At 58.7% G+C, this 24970-nt stretch carries 20 protein-coding genes and 1 pseudogene; 8 read left to right on the forward strand and 13 right to left on the reverse strand.

Features of this window, described 5'->3' with window-relative positions; translation table 11 throughout:
• Positions 1-68: 68 nt before the first annotated feature.
• Both ACVIIW_RS32710 and asnB (ACVIIW_RS32715) read right to left on the reverse strand, forming a co-directional pair.
• The gene (locus tag ACVIIW_RS32710) at positions 69-509 is read right to left on the reverse strand and encodes an acyltransferase (protein WP_456704466.1); all 441 of its coding nucleotides are present in this window, start codon (positions 507-509) and stop codon (positions 69-71) included.
• 40 nt (positions 510-549) lie between these two features.
• Complete coding sequence (gene asnB, locus ACVIIW_RS32715) at positions 550-2517, reverse strand: asparagine synthase (glutamine-hydrolyzing) (protein ID WP_456704467.1); 1968 nt, start codon at positions 2515-2517, stop codon at positions 550-552.
• Between asnB (ACVIIW_RS32715) and ACVIIW_RS32720 the strand changes: the two genes are divergently transcribed.
• Positions 2432-2770 (forward strand): hypothetical protein, encoded by a 339-nt coding sequence (locus ACVIIW_RS32720; RefSeq protein ID WP_456705370.1) that lies wholly within the window; start codon positions 2432-2434, stop codon positions 2768-2770. The genes asnB (ACVIIW_RS32715) and ACVIIW_RS32720 overlap by 86 nt on opposite strands.
• Here the strand turns inward: ACVIIW_RS32720 and ACVIIW_RS32725 are convergent.
• The 11 genes and pseudogenes from ACVIIW_RS32725 to ACVIIW_RS32775 all read right to left on the reverse strand — a co-directional run bounded on the left by ACVIIW_RS32725 (position 2767) and on the right by ACVIIW_RS32775 (position 13607).
• The gene (locus ACVIIW_RS32725; protein WP_456704468.1) at positions 2767-2904 is read right to left on the reverse strand and encodes a hypothetical protein; all 138 of its coding nucleotides are present in this window, start codon (positions 2902-2904) and stop codon (positions 2767-2769) included. The two genes, ACVIIW_RS32720 and ACVIIW_RS32725, sit on opposite strands and share 4 nt — an antisense overlap.
• Positions 2901-3869 carry a glycosyltransferase gene (locus ACVIIW_RS32730; protein WP_456704469.1) on the reverse strand — a complete coding sequence of 323 codons (969 nt, stop codon included), beginning with the start codon at positions 3867-3869 and terminating at the stop codon, positions 2901-2903. The genes ACVIIW_RS32725 and ACVIIW_RS32730 overlap by 4 nt, the downstream gene beginning before the upstream one ends.
• Positions 3870-3935: 66 nt before the next feature.
• Positions 3936-5159, reverse strand: coding sequence for a carboxylate--amine ligase (locus tag ACVIIW_RS32735; protein ID WP_456704470.1), 1224 nt, complete (start codon positions 5157-5159; stop codon positions 3936-3938).
• Entirely contained in the window at positions 5159-6370 is a 1212-nt protein-coding gene (locus ACVIIW_RS32740) for an FAD-dependent oxidoreductase (RefSeq protein ID WP_456704471.1), read from the reverse strand. The genes ACVIIW_RS32735 and ACVIIW_RS32740 overlap by 1 nt, the downstream gene beginning before the upstream one ends.
• Before the next feature lie 333 nt (positions 6371-6703).
• A complete protein-coding gene (locus ACVIIW_RS32745; RefSeq protein ID WP_456704472.1) occupies positions 6704-8152 on the reverse strand; it encodes a hypothetical protein in 1449 nt (482 codons plus the stop codon).
• Positions 8153-8184: 32 nt separating this feature from the next.
• Positions 8185-8469, reverse strand: a pseudogene (locus ACVIIW_RS32750) (hypothetical protein); the annotation flags it as partial.
• 139 nt (positions 8470-8608) lie between these two features.
• Entirely contained in the window at positions 8609-9742 is a 1134-nt protein-coding gene (locus ACVIIW_RS32755; protein WP_456704473.1) for a glycosyltransferase, read from the reverse strand.
• Positions 9743-9883: 141 nt separating this feature from the next.
• Positions 9884-10609 carry an acyltransferase gene (locus tag ACVIIW_RS32760; RefSeq protein ID WP_456704474.1) on the reverse strand — a complete coding sequence of 242 codons (726 nt, stop codon included), beginning with the start codon at positions 10607-10609 and terminating at the stop codon, positions 9884-9886.
• A 23-nt stretch (positions 10610-10632) separates the two neighbouring features.
• Positions 10633-11811 carry a DegT/DnrJ/EryC1/StrS family aminotransferase gene (locus ACVIIW_RS32765; RefSeq protein WP_456704475.1) on the reverse strand — a complete coding sequence of 393 codons (1179 nt, stop codon included), beginning with the start codon at positions 11809-11811 and terminating at the stop codon, positions 10633-10635.
• A gap of 43 nt (positions 11812-11854) precedes the next feature.
• Positions 11855-12508, reverse strand: coding sequence for a sugar transferase (locus tag ACVIIW_RS32770; RefSeq protein ID WP_456704476.1), 654 nt, complete (start codon positions 12506-12508; stop codon positions 11855-11857).
• Positions 12495-13607: a Gfo/Idh/MocA family protein gene (locus ACVIIW_RS32775; RefSeq protein WP_456704477.1), complete on the reverse strand. Its 1113-nt coding sequence runs from the start codon at positions 13605-13607 to the stop codon at positions 12495-12497. The genes ACVIIW_RS32770 and ACVIIW_RS32775 overlap by 14 nt, the downstream gene beginning before the upstream one ends.
• Positions 13608-14236: 629 nt before the next feature.
• Between ACVIIW_RS32775 and ACVIIW_RS32780 the strand changes: the two genes are divergently transcribed.
• From ACVIIW_RS32780 to asnB (ACVIIW_RS32810), 7 genes are all read left to right on the forward strand, one after another.
• Entirely contained in the window at positions 14237-15994 is a 1758-nt protein-coding gene (locus ACVIIW_RS32780; protein WP_456704478.1) for a hypothetical protein, read from the forward strand.
• A gap of 372 nt (positions 15995-16366) precedes the next feature.
• On the forward strand, positions 16367-17803 hold the full coding sequence (locus ACVIIW_RS32785) for an O-antigen ligase family protein (protein WP_456704479.1): 1437 nt from the start codon (positions 16367-16369) through the stop codon (positions 17801-17803).
• Entirely contained in the window at positions 17800-18342 is a 543-nt protein-coding gene (locus ACVIIW_RS32790; protein ID WP_456704480.1) for a glycosyltransferase family 4 protein, read from the forward strand. Before ACVIIW_RS32785 ends, ACVIIW_RS32790 begins: the two co-directional genes overlap by 4 nt.
• Positions 18332-18925: a glycosyltransferase family 4 protein gene (locus ACVIIW_RS32795; RefSeq protein ID WP_456705329.1), complete on the forward strand. Its 594-nt coding sequence runs from the start codon at positions 18332-18334 to the stop codon at positions 18923-18925. The genes ACVIIW_RS32790 and ACVIIW_RS32795 overlap by 11 nt, the downstream gene beginning before the upstream one ends.
• Positions 18926-19076: 151 nt before the next feature.
• A complete protein-coding gene (locus tag ACVIIW_RS32800) occupies positions 19077-20546 on the forward strand; it encodes a lipopolysaccharide biosynthesis protein (RefSeq protein WP_456704481.1) in 1470 nt (489 codons plus the stop codon).
• A 120-nt stretch (positions 20547-20666) separates the two neighbouring features.
• The gene (locus ACVIIW_RS32805; RefSeq protein ID WP_456704482.1) at positions 20667-22892 is read left to right on the forward strand and encodes a WD40/YVTN/BNR-like repeat-containing protein; all 2226 of its coding nucleotides are present in this window, start codon (positions 20667-20669) and stop codon (positions 22890-22892) included.
• A gap of 112 nt (positions 22893-23004) precedes the next feature.
• A complete protein-coding gene (gene asnB / locus ACVIIW_RS32810) occupies positions 23005-24855 on the forward strand; it encodes an asparagine synthase (glutamine-hydrolyzing) (RefSeq protein ID WP_456704483.1) in 1851 nt (616 codons plus the stop codon).
• Positions 24856-24970: the final 115 nt, after the last annotated feature.

A 24970-nucleotide genomic window follows, 5' to 3' on the forward strand; every position in this document is an offset into this window, starting at 1 on the left:
TTAGGCATTTGGTGCTAGCCTGGTGAGATAGCGTTCAGAGCGCGATTGTATGAACGCGGCGGCCGCGCTCAGCCCGTCACCGCCACAGATGTTTCCCGGGAGCTTTCCTGCGTTGAGTGTCGGGTGCCCCAGGGGCCGGTTATGATATTCTTCTGAACGATTTTGGCTGGATTGCCCATCACGATGGATCCCGCCGGGACATTTTGCAAAACGACGCTATTTGGTGACACAATGCAATTATTTCCGATTTGAACTCCTGGCATTATTACTGAACCCGCTCCGATCAGGCAGTTGTCGCCAATATAAACGTCCTTGTACCTTCCGTTTATGAAATCATGAGCAAGGATTGCAGATCGAAAGGCAACCGCAGTATTCGTACCAATGTGGATGCCAGAAGGATTTGTCTTATCAAGCTTTGCGCTAAGCGAGATGCGTGACCCCTTTTTTATGTCCATTTTCCAAAAGTGAACGAAATACAACCGCCTCAATTCATAGTTGAGCAGGGCCAACTTCGATCTAACGCGCGAGATCATCGGTGTTCGCATAGTATTACTCCGCACCATACTTGCTGTGGCAATCGTCGCGCGCCCTCGAGGATATTTTCAGCGCGTGCCCGCTTGGGGACCCGGGAACTGTATGTCGCGTCCCACGGACGCTGCGGAGCCATTGCTCCAGCACGACGATGCTAAAGAGTATCTTGTGGTGGTCGCCACGGCCTGCCGCATGGTCGCGCAGCATGGATTGCACTGCAGCCGGCTCCAAGAACCCGTAGACCTGTGACTGCGGATCAGCCAGGTATTGCCGGATCCGTCCGTCGAGGGATTGGTGAAACCACCCATCCACCACATTCACCGCAAATCCGCGCTTCTTGCGATGGATGATTTCCGACGGCAACAGCCGCTTGCTTACTTCGCGATGAAGCCACTTGCGAACGCCATGACGCACCTTGAAGGACGCGCCCAATTGCTGGACATGCTCGACCACTTCGCGATCGAGATAGGGTACGCGGACCTCGAGGGCATGCGTCATAGACAGCTTGTCGCCATACATGAGCAACTCGTCCGGTAGCGACGAGCGCAGCTCGAGCAACTGAAAGGCGTTCAGGTCGTCCAGCTTTTCGAAGGCCGGCCGGTATTCCTCCCAGCAACGGGACGCCACGGCAGCTTCGTCATCAGCGATCAGCCCCGGGCGAAAAAGCCCGCGCATCGCGTCGTCCGAAATCAGGGAGAATACCTGCTGGAAACGACGAAGCCGGTCGGGTTCGTGCAGCGAGTAAACGCCACGCTTGATCGTATCGTTTCGCGGGAGGGCGCGCGCGAGTGCAGCACTGGGTGTCCGCAACCAGCCGGGTAGCGCGCGCCAGGCGGCGCCAAGGTGCACGCCTAGGTGCCGGGTATATCCGCCGAACAACTCATCCGGCCCCTGCCCGATCAGCGCCACCTTCACGTTTTCACGAGCTCGCTGGCAGACGAAATACATGGGCACGATCGACGAAGAGGCGACCGGTTCCTCGAGGACGTCCACGATGCGGGGCAGCACGTCTTCAAACGTTTCCCGGGTAAGGTGAACCGCGTGGTGTCTGGCCCCGTAGGTCCGGGCCGTTTTGACGGCATCCTCGAGCTCATCATCGGCGAACAACGATCCATACCCGACACTGAACGTGTCCCAGTCGCGGCCATAGAAGCTCATCAGCGCCAGCAGCAGGCCCGAATCCAGGCCGCCGCTGAGCAGCAGTCCGACCGGAACGTCGCTGGTGAGATGCCGCTTCATGGCCGCCTTGTACAGCCCGATCAATTTTTCCGCCGCCTCCTCCGGGCGGGGCTGCGGGGCAAATGGCTCCGGGACGAACTGGTAGTAGCGCGAGACGTGCACCTGGCCGTTTTCGACGACGAGTTTTTCACCCGCGGCCAGCTTCTGGATGCCTCTGAACATCGTGCGCGGGGCCGGCGTGTAGCGATAGCGCAGAAAAAGAGCGACGGCTTCGGGATCAACGCCCGGCGGCTCGCCGAGAGCAACGCGGACCGGCCGGATCTCCGAACCAAAAGCGAGCGATCCGTTGGAGATCGCGTAGTAGATCGGCTTGATGCCCATCGGATCGCGCGCCAGAAGCAGCCGGCGCCTGTTCACGTCCCAGATGGCGAGACCGAACATGCCGTTGAAGCGGTTCAGCACGGCGTCACCCCACTGCTTGTAGCCGTGCACGATCACCTCGGTGTCGCAGTTGGAACGAAACACGTGGCCGTGCCCCTGCAACTCCTGGCGGAGCTGCTGATAGTTGTAGATCTCTCCGTTGAAGACCACCCACACCGTTTGGGCCTGGTCAGACATGGGTTGGTGGCCGGCGGGTGACAGATCGATGATTGCGAGCCGGCGGAAACCCAAGCCGAGATTCCCGTCCAAATGCTGGCCGGCGTCGTCGGGGCCGCGGTGGATGATCGTGCCCATCATCGCTGCGATGGTGGAAGCGCTGGCGGGCGCACCGCTGCCGAAGTTAAACTGCCCGCAGATGCCGCACATGGTGGAATCCTTTGGCGTGCTCGATCGTCTCGTCAACGACAAACCAGGAAGACAGAAAACACTCTCGCATTGCCTGGTCGAGATTGCCTGGTTCAGCGATTATCTCACCCGCGCCTGCGATCCGCCGCCCGGCAACACTCTGTGCAGCGCAGGCTATCACGCCGATCGACATTGTGCTGGGCACAATTATCGGAGGACAAACTTGTCGGTCATTGCCAGCTTCACCGGATGGATACACGGAGATCTTCGTTAATACCTTATCATATGGCAGGTTTCCCAAAATGTTTCTTCAATTCCAGCACCGGCGCGACTATCGGCGGTGAGGTATTCGTTGGCGACGGCGTGCCGTTGACCAGCGATCGCCATCGGCGCCTTCGCCTGCTTCACGAAAGAACGCGCTCGTACAAAGATTGTATTCGCCTTGCGACCTTTGCAAGCGAAAGTTCCTGAACCGCGGCATAACCGCCGGAAAGCCGCTTTCCACGGACCAGCACCTTCTCTGCAGCTTCCGCGATAGAGGTCGGTTCGTCAGACACGATGTAACATCCTTCTAACTCTTCAATTCGCTCGGCCACGTCGCCAACGTCGACGGAAACAATCGGGAGATTGCAGGCAAGAGCCTCCTTCACGATGTTCGGAGAACCCTCGTGAGCGGACGTAAGCAGCAAGCAATCGACGGCGTTCAGGAATCGCGCCACTTCCTCTTGAGGTCTCTTATCGAGAGTGACCAATTGGGCGGATGGATTGGATTTTCGAACCAGCTCAAAAGCGGCCTCGGCGAGCGGGTATCTCTTATAACCACCCGCTGAGGGCCTGCCTGCAAATAGGACGTGCTGCTCATCGTCCTTTAGACCCAGTTCGTGCTTGGCGACCGCTCTGGGATGGTAGACATCGAGATCTACCCCATTGGAAATGATGGACGTTGTTTTGGCGCGAAGATATTTTGCAAGGCCGGCACTCTTCGCAATATTGTGAGCCGTCGCACACGACAATAAACGGGAGAATAGTCGGTGCAACACTCGATTCGAGAGTCGATATTCTCCCCGCTCATTGCAGTCACCAAATACGTCGTTGCCCATAAAAGACACAACGAGTGGAAGGTTAGTGGCGAATCTGGCTGTCCAGCCTGCGTACATGTAATGCGCATGAACGATATCGTACTGCCTCGAACGCAAAGCCTTCCGTACTTCTGCAATACCGTTGATGTATTTGCCAATGCCTGTGCCCTTGAGCAGGCAAACATCAACATCAATCCCAAGCTTCGCCAGCGACTCCACTTGAGTGCGGATAAAAACGCCCGCAGACGGATTCTGTGCGGTAGGGTACGCGCCCGTAACATGCAGAACAATCATCGAAGCTTGCTCCTTACGGCCTCCCGGAAATAGCTACCACCTGATAATTCGCTCACCCGATGCACGTCAAAAGCCCCGCTTGATGGCCAAATACGGAATCAGGCCCAGCTCTACTATCGCGGGCAACGGGTCCTCTGGGCTGAATACCGATTCAATGCCGGCTCGTCGTAGCGAGCGAAAGTAAGCCCAGAAATCCTGCCGGCCTCGCAGGATTTCCAAGGCCGCCGTCGGTGCGTCAGTGATCAGGCGAACCCAGTTGACGCCGGCCCGGCCGCGGCAGGGTTTCACCGGGTATCCAAGCAGATCCGCAAAGAGAAGATAGGGAAAATCCACGCCGGCACCCGAGCCGAGGCTGTGATAGCCCCACGTACGTGCGTTGACGTCGAGCAATTTGTACTTGCCGTCGCGCGGATCCAATTTGTACTCCAGCTCCACCAATCCGTAGTAGTTGATGGCGCGCAGGAAGCGTTCGGACATGGTCTCGAGCACGGGAAAGTCGATCGTTTCAACGTAGGTGCTGGCCCGCCCGAATTCGGGCGGGTGCTGCCGGCGTCGTCGAACGACCATGCTTCCAATCGCCTGGCCGTCTTTGAAAAAGGCGCAATAGGCAAACTGCTGGCGGCCGTCGCCAGGAATCAACTCTTGAACCATGACTTCTTCCGGGCCGACCTGAGCGGCCGCCCGCGCGAAGAGCTCTCGTAATTCGGCGTGGCTGTCGGCGCGCCACGCCTTTGCTTTGGTTGTGTAGATGAAATGCTCTTTGATGGCCGGCTTGATGGCAAACGGGGGGTTGGCGGTGACGTCCGGCAACTCCCCCGTGCTGCGCCCATACCAAGTCGCAGGCGTCGCCAGCCCGAGCTCATTCGCCAGACGATACGTGTTCCGCTTATCCCAGACCCACTTGACCGTCTCCCAAGCCGGCGTCGGCAGGCGAAAGAATTCGGCCAGCGCGGGCCGATACCGCGAGAGCGCCGCAACGGTCTCGTCCCGCGTCGGATAAACGACCCAACCTCTCAGGTCCAGGCGATGGCCAAGGTCCAGGATGATATCTGCGGTCTCTTTTTCTTCACGCAGGCTCGATACCTTGACGGAATGGGTGGTGTAGCGGGAAAAACGGGCGATGGAGATTTCGTCATCGATAACGCAGACGGGAACGTTGTGGCGTCCGAGGCTGCGCGCGATGCCCAGACCCTGGTAGTCCCCTCCGATGACGAGGGCGCCCACCGGCTTTTTTGCGGACCCGGCGGACACATGCCGCGTGGTCAGGTACTCGCGATTTGCGGCAAGCATCAACGTTGTCCGGTTTCAGCGGGAGCAAGGCGGTCTTGCAGCGAAGCTCGGACCAGTGCGTGAGATGCGTAACGTGCGCCGGAGACAAATTGCATGAGCGGGCCGAAACTCCAGCGGGCCGGCGCGCCGATGATGTGAAGGCCTGGGACCGACGTTTCAAGCCCCGGCTTCAACCGCGGGTAGCCGTTGAATCGGTCGATGGATTGAACGAGGCTTGGGGCAAGGAATTTGTACTTAGACACATCGACCCGGTAGCCGGTGGCGAGCAGGATATGATCGACAATGCGCTCGCTATGATCATCCAGTTTAACCTTCACCTTTTCCGCAAGCGGTGTAACCCCCACAACCGCCCCTCCGAGCCTGATCGGAGTATTTTTGAGCCGGTCCACGAGCCAGCGAGCCCCGGCCGGCCGGACGGCACGTTTTGTGAGCTTGTCCTGCAACGCGCGCGGCAATTGCCTGACCAAGTGCGGACGGGCCACGAGTTGGCTCAGCACCGCCGGCCCGACGTCCGTCGGTGCGTACAGCAGGTTTCGCGTAAACTTGCCAAGCCGGTGGTGCAACGTTTTGGAGGCCCTCCCGCCGAGCCAATGGATGCGAGGCGAACGTGCGACGATCTCGACCTCAGCGCCGCCTTCGTGCAGCAATGCCCCCGATTCCAAGGCGCTCTGCCCGCCTCCGACGATCAGCAGCCGCTTTCCGGCGAACTTCTGGAAGTCGCGGTGCTCTGAAGAGTGGGAAGTCAGGTCGTTGGGCAGGCTCTGAAACTCCGGGGGCCGCCAGGCGAACGAACCGATGCCAGCCGCGATCACCACGCGCCGGGCGAGAAGTGCATCGCCGTCGTCCAAGAGGAGGCGGAACCCTTTCGGATGCGCTTCGAGATGGGCGACTTTCCGATGATCAAGGTCAGGCACCGCCTGACGTTGATACCAAAGGCCATAGCCGACGAAGTGCTCGATCGGCACTGGCAAGGCGAACTTGAGGCCGTGCGCCGCTTGGTACGCTTCCAGGGTCAGCTCGTCGTTCGGATCGGCGATCTGCGTAGCCGTCCAATTCGAGCGGAGAAACATGCCGACGGGCATATTCTGATCCCAGAACGACATGGGTTCACCGAATACGCGAAGCTCCAAGCCCTTAACGGTGCGCAGATGTGCCCCTGCAGCGAGTCCGTAAGGGCCCGCGCCGATGATCGCTACATCGAGGATCGTCATCCTATACGTCACATTTTCCGTAATAGCTTACGCTTCCCAGCCGACCTGAAGCCCGCAAGACCACCGGACCGTAGTTTTTCCGGCATGTTGCGGCATCAAGCCGTTCAATCGGATCGGCAGTGCTGCACGTTCTGGTATTTACCACCACGGATCTAACCGAGGAAATCTGCTTTCGAGGTATCCCGTTCGACGTAGGCACAGCATCACCGCTCGAGGGATTTCCGCTTCGTAGAACTTGTTAAGTTCGATCAAGTTTTCGGTTCTGAAGTCGGTGACAGTTGTGACGGTATCTTCTCAGGCGCTATGGAGCCGGTCCACCCACCCACGCTTTGATCACAGGCAACCGTGACCCTCGTCCAGAATTTGCACGGGCGTCGCGGCGGAAATGGTGTCCATCTCATAAACAAGGTGATCATTCACCCGGACCGCGTACGCAATCCTGGCTCGTTCGCTCCCCTGACCGATGATCCTCCAGGAGCCTTCCACATTAACGAGCGCCAACTCACTCCGGACCTTCCACCATTCAGCGATTTGGCCGGGCAAGGCGACGCAGAGCTTGCCCATCGCGCGTAGCTTGGAAAGGTATGCGAGCAGCTCGACGTAGACTTTTCGCGGGGCCGGATCGATGACGTAATCGGGGTGAACGATGAAGCTCATCAGGCCGTGCTTGGCACGGATCCGGCCGATTTGCTCCTGCCAGAGCCGGGTCGAATGATCCTTGAGGACGTGAAACAAAGAGTAGTCCTGCGTCGCGGTCACCGGCAGTTCGACGGTTGTACCGATGAAGAAGGGAAACACGGTGCAGCACCCGCCACGCTGTGGGTCAAGGTGCGCCACATTCGGGATTGACATGTCATAGGCGAAACCGAGGAGATCGCACCAGTCCGCATTCCGGTACAGCACCGCTGAGCGGAAGCCCGAAGCCTTGAATTCTCGCGCGTAATGCTTGATCCGTTCGGCCCGGCGCAGAAACTCCGCATGGTCGTCAAAAAGATGACCGTCGTGATTCAGGTCATGGACGTTCACTTCGAACCCTCGCTGCCGCATATCCTCCAGAACCTTGGGCGGCAGCGCGTATCTCCCTTCCGGCACAAGCTGGAAAGAGGATTTGATGCCGAATGAATCGTTCAGATCCATGAGCTGCGGGCAAAAATTCAGGCCGGCGCGCGTCTCGACGTCATGGGTTACCATCGCACAACTCTGGTGGCCATCCGGCCAGAACCAGATGAACGGAACGCGATCGAGATTTCGGGATTTCATCGCCAGAATCAGCAATCGCTCCAGAATGTCCTCGACCGTCATATCCACCGGCCAGGAGGGAAACGGAATTTTGTCCCAACCCCGCAAGTACCAGGATTGCAGGTGTTTACGTATCGCGACGGACATAAATGGGCGCGCCGTGTAGTACAGATTTCTTACAATGTTGCTAGCCCAGGGCGGACCGTTGCGCGCTGCGGGTATGCCGCTATACCGTTCCAGGCGCAGGTTATTCACCACCTGGACCGGGTCGAAAGGGAGTAAAATCGTATCACCCTGCGCCCTTGTGTGCATATAAGCGTCGGAAAGAGTTCTCGCCGGCAAAGTCGACGAAACGCTGAGATGGCATTGCCCAAAACAGACCGTTCCAGATCCGAACTGAAAAAAACCCGGCACCTGCGGAAGATCTCGTGCGACCAAGAATTCGGCAAGATCGTCGGGACAACGATAGTGGTCCGACACGAGCGTCTTGGTGTCGGATTGTATGAAGCGCATTGTGCCATCAGCGATGTGCCCTTGCGTCATGCACTCCCCTCCTTCGTGCGTCGAGCACACCTTTAGGGGTTCAATTCCAAGCCGGTCGCGCACGAGATGCAGCACCCGCTTTCGGCGTCCCCAAGTGCCCTCGTGTACATTCCGCTGAGCGCGTTTGTTGCCGCCGCTATTCCTCTGCTTGCAACAGACTCGGCCAGAACCTCTATGTCCGAATGACCTCGCCACGTGAGCGAGGCAACGCTCGACTCCCGACGAATATCTCCCGTACTGCCTATTTCAACATTATAACTTCGCCCATATGCCGACATCATGGGCAGCGCTCCGGCCTTACTTGGGTCAATTGTGGCCTCGGCGGTGTGAGATCGCCGAGGCCAATTTCTGCATCAATCCGCCCCCTCACCGTCTGGGCCCCGATGCAATCGCATCCGCCATCGCGCGCCGAACGTTGCAAGGTCTCCGGCTGCGCCGGCCGCTCGCAGTCCCACCTCAACAGAAAGCACTATTCCCGCTTGCCAACTGCCGGAACAACTCAACGTGCCTCTGCACCATTTGTTCAATCCCGAACTTCTGCTCGACCAGCGCGCGTCCTGCACGACCGAACGCGCTTCCAAAGTCAGGACGGTCGACAATTTCCTTTATCCGCGACGCCAGTGCATTTTCGTCTCCGGATGGGATCAGGAATCCACTCTCTCCGTCCTTGACAACTTCGCGATTGCCCGCCGCGTCTGTGGCTATGACAGGCTTTTCCAGCGCCATGTACTCTAGGATCACATTGGATATTCCCTCTCCGTTTGTTGAAACCAAGACTCCGACGGAAAAGGTTTTTATGATTTCTTCGACCCGTTTTCTGGCTCCCAGAATGCGTATGTTCGAATGACCGTCGCACTTCAAACGCTGCTTGAAGCTTTCCAGATCCGGACCTTCGCCCACAGCGACGAATGTTATGTCCTCCCGCTCGCTGCACACCAATTTTGCCGCCTTGAAAAACGTATCGTAGTCTCTCTCTCGATGGAATCGTCCGACCATACCGACTACGTGTTTGGTTCTTATGTCCATCGAACGCTTGACCTCGTCAACGTCCGGAAGATCGTTCACTCGATCAAAATCAAAACCGTTTCGTATGCAAAGTCCTTTTTTTCCATCAACTCGAAAAGCTCGCAGTCCTGCCGCCGAATTTGCCAATATCACACTTGAAAACGGAGCCGTCAGAAGGAAACGTCGATACGTATAATCTTTCAAATTCAAACAGAGCGGTGCGTTTTGTATCATCCCGTTGATCAAAGCCGATCCGGATATCAGGGCAATCGGTGACGCATACACCGAACACATCGACTCCCACGAATATATTATATTCGGTCGGTATCGTCTCACCAGGCTATAAAGCTTTTCGAAAATGCTGAAGTCCCATTTTCGGCTTCTTTTGAAGATGTGTATTTTTATTCCCAGTGACATAACCTCATCGTAGTGGATGGTATCTGAAAGAACGACCAGTTCGTTCGTGAACCCATCTATTTTGTTGAACCCGCGCAGCAATTCAACGAGTTGCCGCTCCTTGCCCCCGGAGCCCAACGCGTCGGTTATATGCAGCACCCTGATCGCGGGCCTTGACGGATTCAGCATTCCTTCACCCGACCTTATGACCGCAGTCGCAGCGCCAACCCAAATCAGGACTTTGACATGGGTTGATATCCGTTGGCGACGCGGAGAATCCTCTCGACTAGAATTCTCTTGGCTCGACGCTTGGCGCGGACTGCCAGTTCGTCACAGCTCTGCGCCGCTGGCCTCCCTGAGCCGTCGTCGGATCTCCGCCGGCACGCCCATCACGAGGACACCGTCGGGCACGTCCTTCGTCACCACCGCACCGGCGCCGACGATCGCGCCAACGCCGATTCTGACGCCGGGCAGCAGGTTGGCTCCCAGGCCGATCGCCGCGCCCCGCGCGATATGGGGCCCGAGCATGGGCGAGCCATCGTAGCCGTTGCGGCCGATCGCATTGTCGTTCGACGTGCCGACGCAGCCCGAAACAAACACGTCGTCTTCGATCGTCATATTGCCCGCCAGCCAGGTGTGATCCTGCACCCGGACGCGATCGCCGATTTGCGTGTTGTAATTGACCGTGACGTAGCGTCCGATAACGCTCTTCGAGCCGATCCGCGATTGTTCACGGATCGAGGCGCCGTCACCAATTAGGGTCCCCGCGCCGACCGAGACGTCGTAGAAGATTACCGAGTGCGGCCCGATAGAACAGTTAGCACCGATGTCGACCCACGTCTCGAAATGCGGCGGGCGCGACAACGCGCCGGCTCCCTTAGGCGTCTTTCCGACATAGGCCCCCGGAAAGATTTCGACGTTGTCCCCGATTCTGGCGCCGCTCTCGATCACGACATGCGGGTGAATGACCACGCCGTTGCCAATCGTGACATCAGGTCGCACCACGGCGAACTCGGCGATCGTCACGGCCTCACCGATCGTCTCGGTCTCGACCACCGCCCATGTACTGATTCGATTCATCACCACTCCTTCTCGACCTCGGCCTGCAGAGCGGCGGGCGAGTACGTCGGCTTCCGCTGCACGTTCTTGTGATCGTCCCCCTCGGCCGCAGCGCGCGCAATCGCGGCGACACGGCGCACCTGGTCGCGTGTGAGCTCGGGGAACATGGGCAAGGACAATGATCGAGCCGCCATCGCTTCGCAGCACGGCAAGTCGCCCTGCCTGTAACCGAGATGTTCGAAAGCAGGCTGTAGGTGGAGCGGCAACGGATAATGGATCCCGGTCGCCACGCCAGCTTCCTCTAACTTGTTTCGCATTGCGTCACGATCGTTCGTGGTGATCACATACAAGTGGAAGACGTGCGTCGACCCCGTTCGAACGAACGGCGTCTTGATCCCCGACTGCGCAAATTCCGCGGCGTACCACTCGGCAGCGCGACGCCGACTGGTGTTCCATTCATCCAGATGCCGAAGCTTGATCTGCAGGACGGCGGCCTGGAGCGCGTCTAGCCGGCTGTTGAACCCCACCTCAGCGTGGGTGTAATGCGTGGTTCGACCGTGGTCACGCAGTCGTTCGATCCGCTCGGCGATCGCTCGATTGTTCGTAGTGATCGCTCCGCCATCCCCATAGGCCCCGAGGTTCTTCCCGGGGTAAAATGAGAAACATGCAACGTCGCCGAGCGCCCCGGTTCGGACCCCCTGATATTCCGCCCCGTGCGCCTGGGCTGCGTCTTCGAGTACATACAGGCCACGCCGCCGTGCGATGTCCTTGATTGGACCCATGTCGGCTGGCTGCCCGAACAGGTGGACCGCGATGATCGCTCTTGTACGCTCCGTTACGGCGCGCTCGATCATCTTGGGATCAATCGTGGAGGTGCCCGGATCGATATCGACGAACACGGGTCGCGCTCCCGTCGACACGATTGCGGCCGCTGTGGCAATGAAGGTATGGGCGGTTGTAATCACCTCGTCGCCATGACCGATACCCAGGGCCCGGAGCGCCAGATGAAGCGCGTCCGTGCCGCTCGCCACACCGCGCGCATAGCGCACCCGGCAATACGCGGCGAAATCGCTTTCGAACGAGGCAAGTGGCTCGCCGCCTATGAACTGCGCGGAGTTGAGCACGCCCCGAATTGCTTCGGCCACCTCGTCTTTTAGCGTCTCATATTGCGCTTTGAGATCGACAAACGGAATATGCATTTTTCGAACCTCACGAGAATCCGTCTTTATTCAATTGAGAGCGTCATCGGGCACCGCGCCCCCGCAGCACCGCGGGAAACGTCAGGGCAATCAACTTCAGGTCGGTCCATAAGGTCCAGTTCATTGCATACTCGACGTCCATCTCGAGCATCACCTCCGGGCTGACTCGACCCCGACCGCGCACCTGGGAAATTCCGGTTATTCCGGGCTTCACAATGTGACGCTTATGGTGCCAGTCCCGGAAGTATTCGAGTTCATAAGGTATCGCCGGCCGCGGACCAACGATGCTCATTTCGCCCCGCAATACATTGAGGAGTTGAGGCAACTCGTCCAGGCTGGTTCTCCGCAGCAACCGTCCCACGCGCGTCACGCGAGGATCGTCGGTCAGCTTGTATGGGGCGGCGGGGTCGTTCGAGAGAGGTTCCTTTGCCCAAGCTCTCCGGATCGCATCGCGATGGACGTTTTCGTCAGCGTTGTGGCGGAGTGTCCGGAATTTGAAGCAGTCGAACGGCTTCTCGTCTCGCCCGATGCGACGTTGGCGAAAGAGTGCTGGCCCCGGACTGTCGAGACGGATTGCTATCCACACCACGATGAAGACGAGGGCCAGTGGCACGATCGCAAGAACGCTGATCGCGACGTCGAGCGCCCGCTTGCCCAACTCCCGTAGGGACGGTCGCGGGGCCTCATGCGACGGCAATTTCGGGACCTCCCGCCGGCAGATTCCGCCGCCGAAACATTCGTTGATCCTTACCATTGCCACCGTGTTTGTGTTTGAGCCGCAGGCACGCCGATGCCGCCTCGAGCGCTTCGACAACGCGCAACCCGTGCATTCCATCCGCGCGCGGCCGTTGCCCGGTCGTGATCGCGTTGACGAAGTCGAGCACCTCGAGTTTCAGCGGTTCGGTGCTGGATATGGCGGGGATATGCACGTCGCCATGATGATAGGCAGACTGGAAGTCGGCATAGGAGTCGCCGGTGATCCGCGGCCTGAATCGCTTCTGGTAAACGCGCACTTTCTCGGACGGCTGCACGTCGTCAAACACCAGCATCGCATCGCTTCCGACGACCGTGATCTGGCGCACCTTGACCGGATCCAACCAGGAAACATGGACGTGGGCGGTCGGGCCGCTCTTGAAGCCCATCTTGGCGTAAACGACGTCCTCGACGTTGGGCAGAACGTGCGCGCAACCCCAGGCGCCGATGGTCTGCGGTACCTCCTCCAGCAAACAGAAGATGATCGAGAGGTCGTGCGGCGCCAAGTCCCAGAGGACATTGGCGTCCTGCCGATAGAGACCGAGGTTTAGGCGCCGCGAGTCAATGTAATAGAGCTCGCCCAGAGAGCCACTCTGGATCATCTGGCGCATGACGCCGACCGCAGGGTGATACTCGAACGTATGCCCGACCATTAGCACACACTTGCGCTGTTCGGCGATCGCATTCAACTCGCGGCATTGCGCGCTGGTCATTGCCAACGGCTTCTCGACGAGCGCGTGCTTTCCGGCCTGGAGCACCGCTCGCGCCAATTCAAAGTGCGTCTCCACAGGGGTGGCGACGATGACCCCGTCTATAGAAGGGTTATTCAGCACCGCGCCGATGTCACGCGAAACGCCGACAGACGGATACTGTGAACGGATATATTCCAATCTGTCAGGGCGTGGATCAACGGCCATCGACAGCCTTGCGTCGCGTATATCGCAGCTGACACGGATGTGTTTCGAACCCCAGTAGCCGCAACCGATGACGGCGAGCGACGGGCTGCCGTTCGCGGTCCGGATTTGCGCGACTTTATTCGCCATGTTGGCTCCTTGTTTGAAGGCGCTCAGCGTCCAATTCCTGCAAAGATAACGGATTGCTCGCGCGCGCTGAGGTAGATCATGGATTATGATCTATGCTCTTTTGGAGTACACATGTTGGAACATCCCGCGCCTCCCCCATTTAGCGTGGGTTAAAGCCAAAGTGGCCGATCGGCTGATCAGATATCTAAAGCCTTGTCATTCCAGTGGTTCTTCAGCGCAACGGCCGCGCCGGTTGCGACACGGAGCTGGGTGTTTTGATCCATGAATTCCTGGATCGTTTTTTGCCGGCGTGCCCGAGCGGAGGGCGCCGAACGACAGCGCGGCGGCTTGAAAGCTTAGCGCGAACTGCGGATTTACAGATCGGCCAACTAACTCGGGCTGCTGGTTAAAGGTGAGGCCTCCGACGACCGACCCGCATCGGCGGTTTTGACGATCAAGAACCTTGGTTGCATAGCCCAGCGCTGATGGAGAACCATACCAATGCGCCGGCGTCCTTCTGTGGAAACCTGGCGATCTTTCATATAGGACTCGCCAAACAGGAGCACAGTCTCGAGGTCCCGGACGATCCGCAGGGTGTCCGCTGGCCTTGCCTAGGAATAATGCGACAACCGGGATGGAGTGCCGACGCCATGGACAGGGGTTCTTCGATCGCGCTCATGCTCCGTAACGACGACGCTCCATCGCCCGAGGATCGCAATCTAACGGAAATCCTGGAATTTTTCGGCATTCCCTGGACGGCGCTGACGGTCAGCGAAGCGAGCGCGGACAAGGTCGCCTCGTTGACGGCAAGTCATCCGCAGTTCTCCATCCTGACTTCCGCGCGCTGTCTCGCCGAGACCTTGCAGTCCTGCAAGGCAGGAACGTTTCCGGCTTTTTTGGCGGCAGCGGCTTCCGTGTTCGTCTATGGATTTCGACCTGAGGATCCCTGCCGAGCTCTGCTGCGCCGGATCACGGGAGACCCGGAGGCGGACATCCGTGGCATCGACGCGCGGCCGACAACCGTGTCCGTCACTGATGATTTTCCAGAGATGTGCGGCCCAATGTCGGCCCTGCAGATCCAACTCGAGCCCGGCGCGGCGGACGCGGCGCTCGTCATTCGGGATGGCGACGAACTGCAGAGCATCGTCGAGGCATCCGAGGGACATCTGTTCGCCGGATTTGCTCGGTGTGGCGTGCGTTTTTTTGTCGATGCGTCGTTGGCGATGGTGGACATTCGCGAACGCGCTGCGACCTATTTTGATGTAAAGAAGCGTTTCGCCGGTGCGGTGCCAGTCGTTCTGTATCTGAAGTGGTCGTTCCGCGACGTCTGCTGGACCACTTCCGAAACAAGCGCGTGCCTGATCATCGACGATCCGCCCCTGTGGCCCAGGTACGGCTGTCTCGATTTTGGCGAGCTACTGCAATTGGCCGACAAGCAGACGTTCGCGACGACCGTCGCTTTCATTCCATGGAACTGGCAACGAACAAATCACGACACCGTGGCCGCCTTTCGGAAAAATAGCGGAAAACTGTCCGTCTGTGTACACGGCTGCGATCACACCCGTGGTGAATTTGCAGCCCGCTCAGCCGAGCTGCTCGACAGAAAGCTGAAGACCGCCAAGCGTCGCATGCAGTCCCTTCTCAGCAACACCGCGCTTGATCATGAAAATGTGATGGTTTTCCCGCAAGGGGCATTTTCGCCCGAGGCACTATCGGCTCTCAAGCGAAACGGCTTCGTTGCGGCCGTGAACACCGAAGTCGCACCAGCCGATGAGGCATTGAACGAAACGACACTTGCCGACCTGTGGAGTGTCGCCTTCGTCCGCTATGGGGGATTCTCGATTTTTACCCGGCGGTACATTCAACATGGCATTGAAAACTTCGCATTTGACGGAATCCTGGGCAAGCCGTGTTTCATCGCCGGGCATCACGACATTTTCCGGGGGCACGGCAGCGAACTGGCGGAATTCCTTCGGCAGCTTGCATCGTTGCGATGGAAGCTCTGTTGGCGGACTCTCGGGCACGCCGTTTGCCGCAGCTACAGTATCAAGCCCGACGATGCAACGAGCATAGTAAGGATGTTTGCTGAACAACTCCGCATCGAGAACATGGAGGCGATGACGCGACGGATCCGGATTGTGAAGGAAGGGCCGCAGGTCGTCTCCTTGAAAAATGTTACAGTCAACCAGGAGGTCGTTGCGCACGAATACATGGATGGATGTCTTGAAGTGATCGTCGATATCCCGCCCGGAAGAACGGTAGACATACGCTGCGTTTATCACGAACAGCCGGATGCTTTCCGGAATTCAGAATCGGTCTCATACCGACTTCGGGTGGCGGCTCGGCGATACCTGTCGGAACTTCGTGACAGTTACGGGGTCAGCGGCCTGTTTCGTTTCCGCCTGTAGCCCGGAGGCGCATCGTAATCGAGCGTGGCCGCGCTGTTTCGACCAATTGCACCATGCATGATGCTCCCAGCAGATTGCTATCTGCTGCAATGAAGATCGGACGCGGCTCTCTGGTCTGGGGGCATTGCGGGACGCGCCCTGGCGCGCTGGTAAAGGGATTACCTCCAATTCGCAGAGTTCGCGCCGCATCAGACGCTTGCATATGAAGCGCGAGACGGCGACTCTCACGCACTATCTCAATCCGGTCGCGAATGACATCGGCTGCTGGTAATCGATAATGCCGGGTTCGATTGACGGCGTGACTTCGTCATCCGTGATGTCGCTGACGATGACGGCGCACAAAGGGTCATTCGACAACACGGCGATCGACAGATGAACGGCTCCTTCTCGAATTCCAGCTCCGTCCCGCTATTGCGAGCCGACACTTTGCTCCTGATTCTCGTTGGGATCTTTGGCGCGATCGGGGGCGGATTGACGGCAATGGTCGGGGGAGCGATTCCCTTTTTCCTTTTTTCGTTGCCGATTGCCGCGGCGGTGGTCCTCGCCAACTACCGGAATGGAGTCTGGCTATTGGTGTTACTCTTGCCTTTCGCGTCGACCCAAATGGTTCCGCGTCAGGTATTCGGGGTAACGGGACTTAACCCGGAAAATTGCCTGCTCGTGCTCACGTTCTTGTCTCTATGCTTGGCTTGTCTCCGAGAGGCCGTTCGGTTTCCCCGGCTGCCGCTGACCCTGCTGGTATATGTCGCACTCATTGCACTCGCCGCCTACAACGGGTCCGGTTCGGCAGAGCACGCAATCACGATTCCAGGCGAGGAGCCTTTGACCGTGACTGCGTACTTGCTCGACAGTTTCGCCAAGCCGATGGTTATCCTTATCGTGGCTTGGCTGGCGGCTGTGGTCTCGCGGAATGGAAATGGGCAGGCTCTGATCTGGGCGCTCGCTGGTGCACTCGTCAGCTTCTTCGTGCTCGTCGTGAGCGACGTCGTTGGCAACGGCATCAGCCTGGACAGTCTCGCGTCCGCGGGAGAGCGTGGTTTTCTCAATTGGACTGGAATGCACGCCAATGAGATCGGCCTCATGGCGAACTTGGGGTTTGCGATCCTGCTCCACACGGCGGCCGCCGCCTCCCGACCGCTTCCGCGCCTGATGCTTTTTGCATGCGCTATCGTCGTTGCCGCGACGGCGGCCCTGACCTTTTCTCGAGGCGCCTTTGTCGGTCTTGCCATCATCGTTGGACATTATCTGATCACCCGGCGCCGAACAGGCCAGATTGGTCTTGCACTGTCGTTCACCGTCGCTGTCGCCTTGATATTGCCGGACGCCTTCGTCGAACGGGCGACGACGGGTTTCCAGACAGAGGATACCCAGGCAATCTCGGCCGGTCGCCTGGACATGATCTGGCTCCCGCTATTGCCAACGCTGTGGGAAGCGCCCATCCTCGGGCATGGCCTCGGTTCGACCCAGTGGGCCACTCCCAATATCCAGGGAGCCATGCTGCCGGTGGGACACCCCCATAGCGCTTATCTCGGCGTTCTTCTCGATCTGGGGATCGTGGGCGGTGCAGTCGTTGCAGCCTTCTTCTGGTCGGCTTGGACGATGTTCAGGCACCTCGCGAAGAACCATCCTGATCCACTATGGCGCGGGATTTTCCAAGGTGGGGTCGTTTGCCTGATATGTCTCGCCGTCCAGGGACTGACGGATGACCGATTTGTGCCGACCTACCCGCAGGTGGCCCTTTGGTTGTGTTACGGGCTTGCCCTCGGCCAAGCCCACTCAACCTATTCGGCCAAAAGACCGCAGCCATGAAGGTGTGTTTCGTCGGACATGAAAACCTCCCGGTCCTTGCGCCGGAATACAATCGCCATGGTATTGGTGGGGAGGAGGTCCAACAGACGCTGCTCGCGAAAGCACTCGCTGCTCGTGGGTACCAGGTTTGCATTGTCGTCGGGGATTATGGTCAGCCCGACGCAGAAGCCTGGCATGGCGTCACAACCTACAAAACGTATCGTGCGGAAGCGGGTCTTCCGGTACTCCGTTTTGCTTATCCACGTTGGACCGCAACGTGGGCGGCGCTGATGCGAGCCGATGCCGACGTCTACTACACAAGCAGTGCCGCCATGCGTGTCGGCTTGGTCGCGATGTTCTGCCGCCGGCATGGACGTGGTCTCGTCCACCGATTGGCACATGACACGGATGCCGATCCAGAGAAGTTGCTGATACGCTACAGGCGAGACAAAAAGCCTCTACGAATACGGATTGAGGAGGGCCGACAGTGTTCTTTGCCAGCACTCCGGCCAGCAACGCTCGCTCTTGGAAAATTACGGTTTGACGAGCGTGGTCGCTGACATGCTGGTGGATCCGCCGGATCGGCAGCTGGATCGTGATCAGCGCGACTTGGACATCCTTTGGGTCAACAACCTGCGTGACTTCAAGCGCCCCGAGCTCGCCATCGAGTTGGCGCGTCGCATGCCTTCGCGACAAATCCACATGGTCGGCGGTCCACAGCCTGGCTATTCCGAGCTGTACAGCAAGATCGAGTCTGCCGCGAAGGACCTTCCGAACCTGACGTTTTACGGTCGCGTGCCTTATCACGACGTCGGAGATCTCTATGACCGCGCCAAGATTTTCGTCAATACGTCGCATACCGAGGGTTTTCCCAATTCCTTTCTTCAGTCCTGGCGTCGCGGTGTTCCTGTAGTATCGTTTTTTGATCCTGATGGACTTATCAGGCGCGAAGGCCTGGGTGCCTCCCCCCAGTCCATCGATGAGATGGCTCAAGTCATCGATCACTTGGTTGCCGATGAAACGGAATGGCGAAAGGCGTCCGAGCGATGCACGAGCTACATGAATCGAGTACATGGCGATCACGTTGTGCTGAAACCCTACCTCGCAGCAATCGAGGAAGCGGTTCACCAAAGGAAGAAATGACGCGTGTCGAGCAAACCGGTGTAGCGATGTGGTTCCTGATCGACGGCGATCGACGCAGGAGGGATGGCATGCATGCGCGTCAGCGCGTGCATGGCCTCATTTCCCTATGACGGAAGCACTCGCAGCACGAAAACCTGCTGGACAAGGGCCCATGGAGGCGGGCGCGAGCGGCACGACATCGGGGATTCGCCGCAAGGCTGGTTTTCTGGCTGCTGCAGGGGTGTTCGAGTATGCCATGCAAATGGCGCTGCCGGTCATCCTGGTCCGCCACCTGACCCAGCAGGAGTTTGGGGACTACCGCCTGATGTGGTTGGTTGCCTCGACAGGGTTGATCCTGTTTACCCTCTTCTTGCCGCAGTCCCTGATTTATTTCCTGCCGCGCGCCGCTCCCGGAGCCCGGCCCAAGCTGGTGGGGAACACGCTACTAAGCCTGTTCGCGCTCGGTGGTCTATCGGTTCTCTCGCTTCTGATCCTGATGCCCGTCTTGCCTGGTTCGATCGCCGGCTTGCAGCGCTACTCGCCGCTCGTGCAGATTTTCGTCGGCACCTGGATATTGGCGTCTATCCTCGACGTATTACCGAACGCGGATGGCAAGACGGAGTGGCAGGCCGGCACAACGGTGGGCTTTGCAATAATCAGGGCGGCGGCATTGGCAGGTTCGGCAGTCGCCTCGCGCGAGGTGGCCTGGGTTCTGGTAGCCATGTGCGGCGTGGCTGCGGTGAAAGTCGGAATAGCGCTCATCTACGCTCTGTTTGCCGCGGAGGAACCCGGCCTCGCATTCGACCGACAACTCGCACGCATGCAATTGAACTATTCGTTGCCCTTTGCTGTCGCCCAGGGACTTTTCCTTTTGCGCGTGCAGGCCGACCAATGGGTCGTGGCGGCGAACTTTTCGAACACGGCCTTTGCACTTATCTCGATTGCATCGACGGTTCTGCTGGTCGGAACGCTGACTCGCCAGCCTCTCAATGATGCTCTTTTACCCAAGATCAGCTCCTTGGTTGGGGCTGGCAAAGTTGATGACGCTCGCTCCCTTATACAGAAGGGATATCTCGTGCTGGGACTTATGCTGCCCCCAGTCCTCGGGTTGCTGATCTCGACCGCGAACGAACTCGTCGAACTCATATATACGCGCGAGTATCTGGGGGCGGTGCCGCTCATGCGCGTTTATCTGCTGGGACAGATGGCTACCGTCTTCGCGGCCGGCCATCTGCTTCAGGTATTTGGCTTCGGCCGGCGGGCTGCAATAATTGGAACAATATCCCTTCTGCTGTCGATTGCCTTGAGCATTCTTGGTCTGCAGTTTTTCGGTCTAGCCGGAGTGGTTGCAGGAAGCACCATGAGCCTTGTTGTTTGGGAGTGCTGGGCCTTGAGCATGGTTGCCAAAGCGCTGGGAACCAGCATCGCCCAACTGATACGGCTCGATCAGAGTAGTAAAGTCATCGCTGTCGTCGCAGTCGGCGTTCTCGTCGTCCACATCCTCTGCTCCGGGCTGGACACATCGGTCTTTCTTCGCCTTTTCGTGAAGTCATCGATCTTTGTGATAACTGTGACGCTTGGTTTTGTGCTCACGAACATGCATTGGTCGCTGATATCTCTCCTTCGAGAACGGCGGAAGTGACGCCGAATGGCTGAACCAGCTGGCGCCGACATTTCAGCGGGGTTTGCGTAATGGTCGAAACAAACACCATCAAATGCCCGCCAATCGCGGTACTTGAAATTCATTGCAGACGGAGGGTGTATGGAAGAGAAACGAGCGCACGCACCGTTGATGGTGCTGGGCGTTGGTGAGCGGGCCGGAAGATACGCACCCCTGGCAAAGAGCGCCTGGAGCGCATGGTTCATTCATCGAGCATGTCTGGGAGCGCTGCTGGCCGCTCTAAGCTTCGCCGCCGCGCATGCAGGCCGCGTCAAGAGCGAGCCATACGTTTGGACGAACGTGAAGTGGGGCGGGGGTGGGTACGTCACCGGAATCGTCGCGCATCCATCCGTCCCCAACTTGCTCTACATCCGCACCGATGTCGGTGGATGCTACCGGTGGGATGCTGCCAACCAGCGCTGGATTCCATTGCTCGACTGGCTCCCGCTCTCGCACCAGAATTTGTTCGGCGGAGAGAGCATCGCTATCGATCCATCGAACCCCAACAACGTCTACTTCGCTGGCGGGATGTTCAATTGGTGGCGCGGCGGGCCGTGGGATGTACTCAAGTCCACAGATCAAGGCAAGACATGGCAGCGCACCAATCTAAACGTCGTCATGAACGGCAACGATTTTAAGGGCGCGCTCAACGGCGAGCGCCTGATTGTGGATCCGAATGACGGCAACGTCCTCTACTTTGGTTCACGCAACGATGGCTTGTGGAAGAGCACCAACGCCGCAGCAAGTTGGCAGCGGGTCGAGAGTTTCCCCAAAGGCACGGCAGGAGTGGGGATCACCTTCGTGGCCGTCGATCGCACGACAGGCAGGGCGGGATCGCCTTCTTCAACAATCTATGCCGCCGTACGCGGCCGCGGCGTCTACCGCAGCATGGACGCCGGGGTCTCGTGGACCCTCATGGCCGGCAGCCCGGTTGACCCTCACCGCGAGGCCCTCGCCTCTGATGGAACCCTCTACGTGACCCACGATGACGGAATCGCGAAATTTTCCGGAAACGCCTGGACCAACATCTCGCCGCCCCACGAGAGGCGCAACTTTTCGGCTATCAGCGCCGACCCGACCAATCCGAACGTCGTGGTGACGATGGAGAGCCATTACGGCTGGTATCGCTCCACGGACGGCGGCGCCACTTGGACCTCCTGGAACGTGAGAGCCACCTCCTCCGTCCCGTGGCTGCCCAACAGCGAGTTTGCCGATGGGCCGTCGGCGATGGCAATTGATCCCGGCGATCCCAAGCGGGTTTGGTTCACGGACACTGGCGGGGTATGGCGCACCGACGACATTACCGCCAAGCGCCAAGTTTGGCAGAGCTATGTAAATGGGCTGGAAGAGATGGTCGTCTTCGACGTCAAGTCCCCGCCCCGGCGCGCTCCCCTGCTGTCAGCTGTGGCTGACCATATCGGTTTCCGAAACGCCTCTCTCACCACGCCACCGCCCAACGAGTTGGGATATACGCCCTTTGGCACCTCCACCGGAATCGATTTCGAGGAGGCGGATCCAGACTTCGTGGTGCGGGTGGGGCATCCTGGAGACACCTCGCCGGCCGGTGGCTATTCCATCGACAATGCGCAGACCTTCACGGCTTTTTCATCCTACCCAAACGGAAACTTCGACGGCCGGGTGGCGGTTTCGGCCACGTCACGGCGGATCGTATGGCTGCCGAAAGGCAGCGCTCCCTACTACTCGACCGACCTGGGCGCCTCGTGGACGCAATCGGTTGGAGCGCCGTCGACCGCCGTCGAAGGGAAGGACTACTGGAGCAAGAACAAGCCGCTGGCCGCGGACCGGACAGATGGAAGCAAGTTCTACCTGTACGACTACGAGAGCGGCCATTTCTACCGCTCGACCGACGGTGGGGCGACATTCGAGAGCATCTCAACTATTCAGTCGTCGGGTTGGCGACAGCAGGTCGTAGAAGCCGCCCCAGGAATGAACGGGGAGGTTTGGATGAGCAACGGTGCCTCGGGCCTTTATCGCTCGTCGAACGCAGGCGAGACCTTCGTCAAGCTTGCCAACGTCAACGCCGCCTTGATGTTCAGTTTCGGAGCACCGCCGAACGGGTCGAATGTCCCGACGATCTTTCTCCACGGCACAGTGGAGAACATGACGGGGATCTTTCGATCCGACGACATGGGCACCAGCTGGGTTCTCATCAACGACACCCAACACCAGATGAGCGATCTCGTAAACGGAGCGGGGGCCATGGCGGGTGACCGGCAAGTCTCAGGCCGAGTGTACATCGGGACCGACGGACGGGGCGTCTTCTACGGTGTACCATCTGATGCAGCCCCAAGCGCGCGGATGCAGTGATTGATCTTGTCCGCTCCTTAAACCCTGGAGATTTGACGACGAGCGCCCCTCCTCTGTAACTTGCAACATTTCGAGTATCGTTCTTTTCGTATAGAAAAATGATCGGGCAAGCATGTGCGGAATTGCCGGCATAATCGAGGCCGAGAAGCCGGTTAGTTTTCAACTGCTGCAAGGGATGTGCAATGCACTTGCCCACCGCGGCCCGGACGACTCTGGTGTCTGGCTCAGTCCGGATCGGCGGGCCGGCTTAGGTCATCGGCGCTTGGCCATAATCGATCTCAGCCCCCTCGGTCATCAGCCAATGAGTTCGGATGATGGCCAAATACAAATTGTTTTTAATGGTGAGATTTACAATTTTCAGGACGTTCGAGCCGAACTCGAGGCGCGCGGCAATAGCTTTCGCAGCGCGAGCGATACCGAGGTCGTGATCGCCGCGTATCGAACGTGGGGCCCCGCGTGCCTCGATCGTTTGGTCGGAATGTTCGCGCTCGCGATCTGGGACGGCGCCAAACGACGCCTCTTCGTTACTCGCGATCGAGCTGGCGAGAAGCCTCTTTTCTATTTGCACAAGAACAAGCGGTTCGCTTTCGCGTCGGAACTGAAGGCTATTCTCGTTGATCCGAATATCCCACGGAGGGTCAATCGCGAGGCGCTCGACGATTACCTGGCGTATGGTTACGTTTCCGGGTCGCTTTGCATCCTCGACGGATTTGCAAAACTGCCGCCGGGACATTGGCTGACTTACGAACCCGATCTGGATCGGCTGCAGATCAGCAGATATTGGGACCTACCGATACGTGCCACCGACACCGCACGGAGCGATCTGCAAGAGCTCACGAGCGAACTCGAACTCCTGCTGACGCAGAGCGTGCGAGGCCAGCTCATCGCCGATGTGCCAATCGGCATCATGCTGAGCGGTGGCCTTGATTCGAGCCTCGTGGCTGCCGCAGCCGTCAGAAGTTCGGAACAGCCTATTCGCACTTTCAATGTCGCCTTTCCAGACTATCCGAGCTTCGACGAGTCGCGCCATGCGCGTCGGGTCGCTGATTATCTCGGATCAAACCATACCGAACTCGTGGCTGAGCCCGGCTCGGGCGAGTTCTTGCCTTCGCTCATCCGTCAATATGACGAGCCAATCGCGGACAACTCAGTGCTTCCCACCTACCTGGTGAGTCGCGCGATTCGAAAGGAATGCGCTGTCGCCCTGGGAGGCGATGGAGGCGATGAACTCTTCGGCGGCTACATTCATCATCCTTGGCTTCTGAAGATCGCGCAACTGCGGAAGTTTGGTCTGCATCGGCTCGGGTTGGAAGCACTCGCCGCAAAATCGATTCCCGTGGGAATCGAAGGACGCAACGCGATCTTGGGGCTACTAAGCTGGAATGAGCCACAAACAGCACTGACGCGACTACTTGATCCGATTACGCGCTCGCGACTGACGGGCAGGCCGATGTCGGTTGCCCCGGAACTTCGCCGCGCCGGATTGGAGACAGCCTACACAGGCATAGATGCGATTTGTGCCACCGAGTTCCGCAGCTACCTGCCCGATGACATTCTTGTCAAAGTCGATCGGGCCAGCATGCTCACATCCCTGGAGGTGCGCGCGCCCCTCCTGGATCATCGAATCGTCGAGTTTGCTTTTGGGCGATTACCCGGAGCATTCAAGCTCGAGGACGGTCGAAGAAAGATCATCTTGCGTGCTCTTGCGCAGCGCTGGCTACCTCCCGACTTTGATAGCCATCGAAAGCAGGGTTTCTCCATCCCCCTGCATGAATGGTTCAAGGGACCTTGGAGACCGCTCGTGGACGATCTCATCGCGACCGGCTCGCCACTTTTCGACAAACGGTTCCTGGCGCGCTTCCTGTCGAGACTTCGGTCGACAGAGCGCGGAAGCCGCCGTCTATTTCAGCTCATGATGCTGGAGATGTGGCGCCGTGAGTATCGTGCTTCCGTATCAGAATAGTTTGCACCTCGGTTCGAGCGTGTTCACCGATAGCGCCTGCACTTCGTGAATCCTGGCGCCGGCGTGATCATCGGCGGTGAAGCGGCGATGCGTACGGTTCTTCAATCATGGTCAT

The organism is Bradyrhizobium sp. USDA 4449 (assembly GCF_054056275.1).

Excerpts from the sequence above, each read along its gene's own strand:
- ACVIIW_RS32720 (WP_456705370.1), top strand. The coding sequence starts at position 2,432 with ATGATCGTGCCCATCATCGCTGCGATGGTGGAAGCGCTGGCGGGCGCA.
- asnB (WP_456704467.1), bottom strand. The coding sequence starts at position 2,517 with ATGTGCGGCATCTGCGGGCAGTTTAACTTCGGCAGCGGTGCGCCCGCC.
- ACVIIW_RS32730 (WP_456704469.1), bottom strand. The coding sequence starts at position 3,869 with ATGATTGTTCTGCATGTTACGGGCGCGTACCCTACCGCACAGAATCCG.
- ACVIIW_RS32735 (WP_456704470.1), bottom strand. The coding sequence starts at position 5,159 with ATGCTTGCCGCAAATCGCGAGTACCTGACCACGCGGCATGTGTCCGCC.
- ACVIIW_RS32740 (WP_456704471.1), bottom strand. The coding sequence starts at position 6,370 with ATGACGATCCTCGATGTAGCGATCATCGGCGCGGGCCCTTACGGACTC.
- ACVIIW_RS32745 (WP_456704472.1), bottom strand. The coding sequence starts at position 8,152 with ATGACGCAAGGGCACATCGCTGATGGCACAATGCGCTTCATACAATCC.
- ACVIIW_RS32755 (WP_456704473.1), bottom strand. The coding sequence starts at position 9,742 with ATGCTGAATCCGTCAAGGCCCGCGATCAGGGTGCTGCATATAACCGAC.
- ACVIIW_RS32765 (WP_456704475.1), bottom strand. The coding sequence starts at position 11,811 with ATGCATATTCCGTTTGTCGATCTCAAAGCGCAATATGAGACGCTAAAA.
- ACVIIW_RS32775 (WP_456704477.1), bottom strand. The coding sequence starts at position 13,607 with ATGGCGAATAAAGTCGCGCAAATCCGGACCGCGAACGGCAGCCCGTCG.
- ACVIIW_RS32780 (WP_456704478.1), top strand. The coding sequence starts at position 14,237 with ATGGACAGGGGTTCTTCGATCGCGCTCATGCTCCGTAACGACGACGCT.
- ACVIIW_RS32785 (WP_456704479.1), top strand. The coding sequence starts at position 16,367 with ATGAACGGCTCCTTCTCGAATTCCAGCTCCGTCCCGCTATTGCGAGCC.
- ACVIIW_RS32790 (WP_456704480.1), top strand. The coding sequence starts at position 17,800 with ATGAAGGTGTGTTTCGTCGGACATGAAAACCTCCCGGTCCTTGCGCCG.
- ACVIIW_RS32800 (WP_456704481.1), top strand. The coding sequence starts at position 19,077 with ATGGAGGCGGGCGCGAGCGGCACGACATCGGGGATTCGCCGCAAGGCT.
- ACVIIW_RS32805 (WP_456704482.1), top strand. The coding sequence starts at position 20,667 with ATGGAAGAGAAACGAGCGCACGCACCGTTGATGGTGCTGGGCGTTGGT.
- asnB (WP_456704483.1), top strand. The coding sequence starts at position 23,005 with ATGTGCGGAATTGCCGGCATAATCGAGGCCGAGAAGCCGGTTAGTTTT.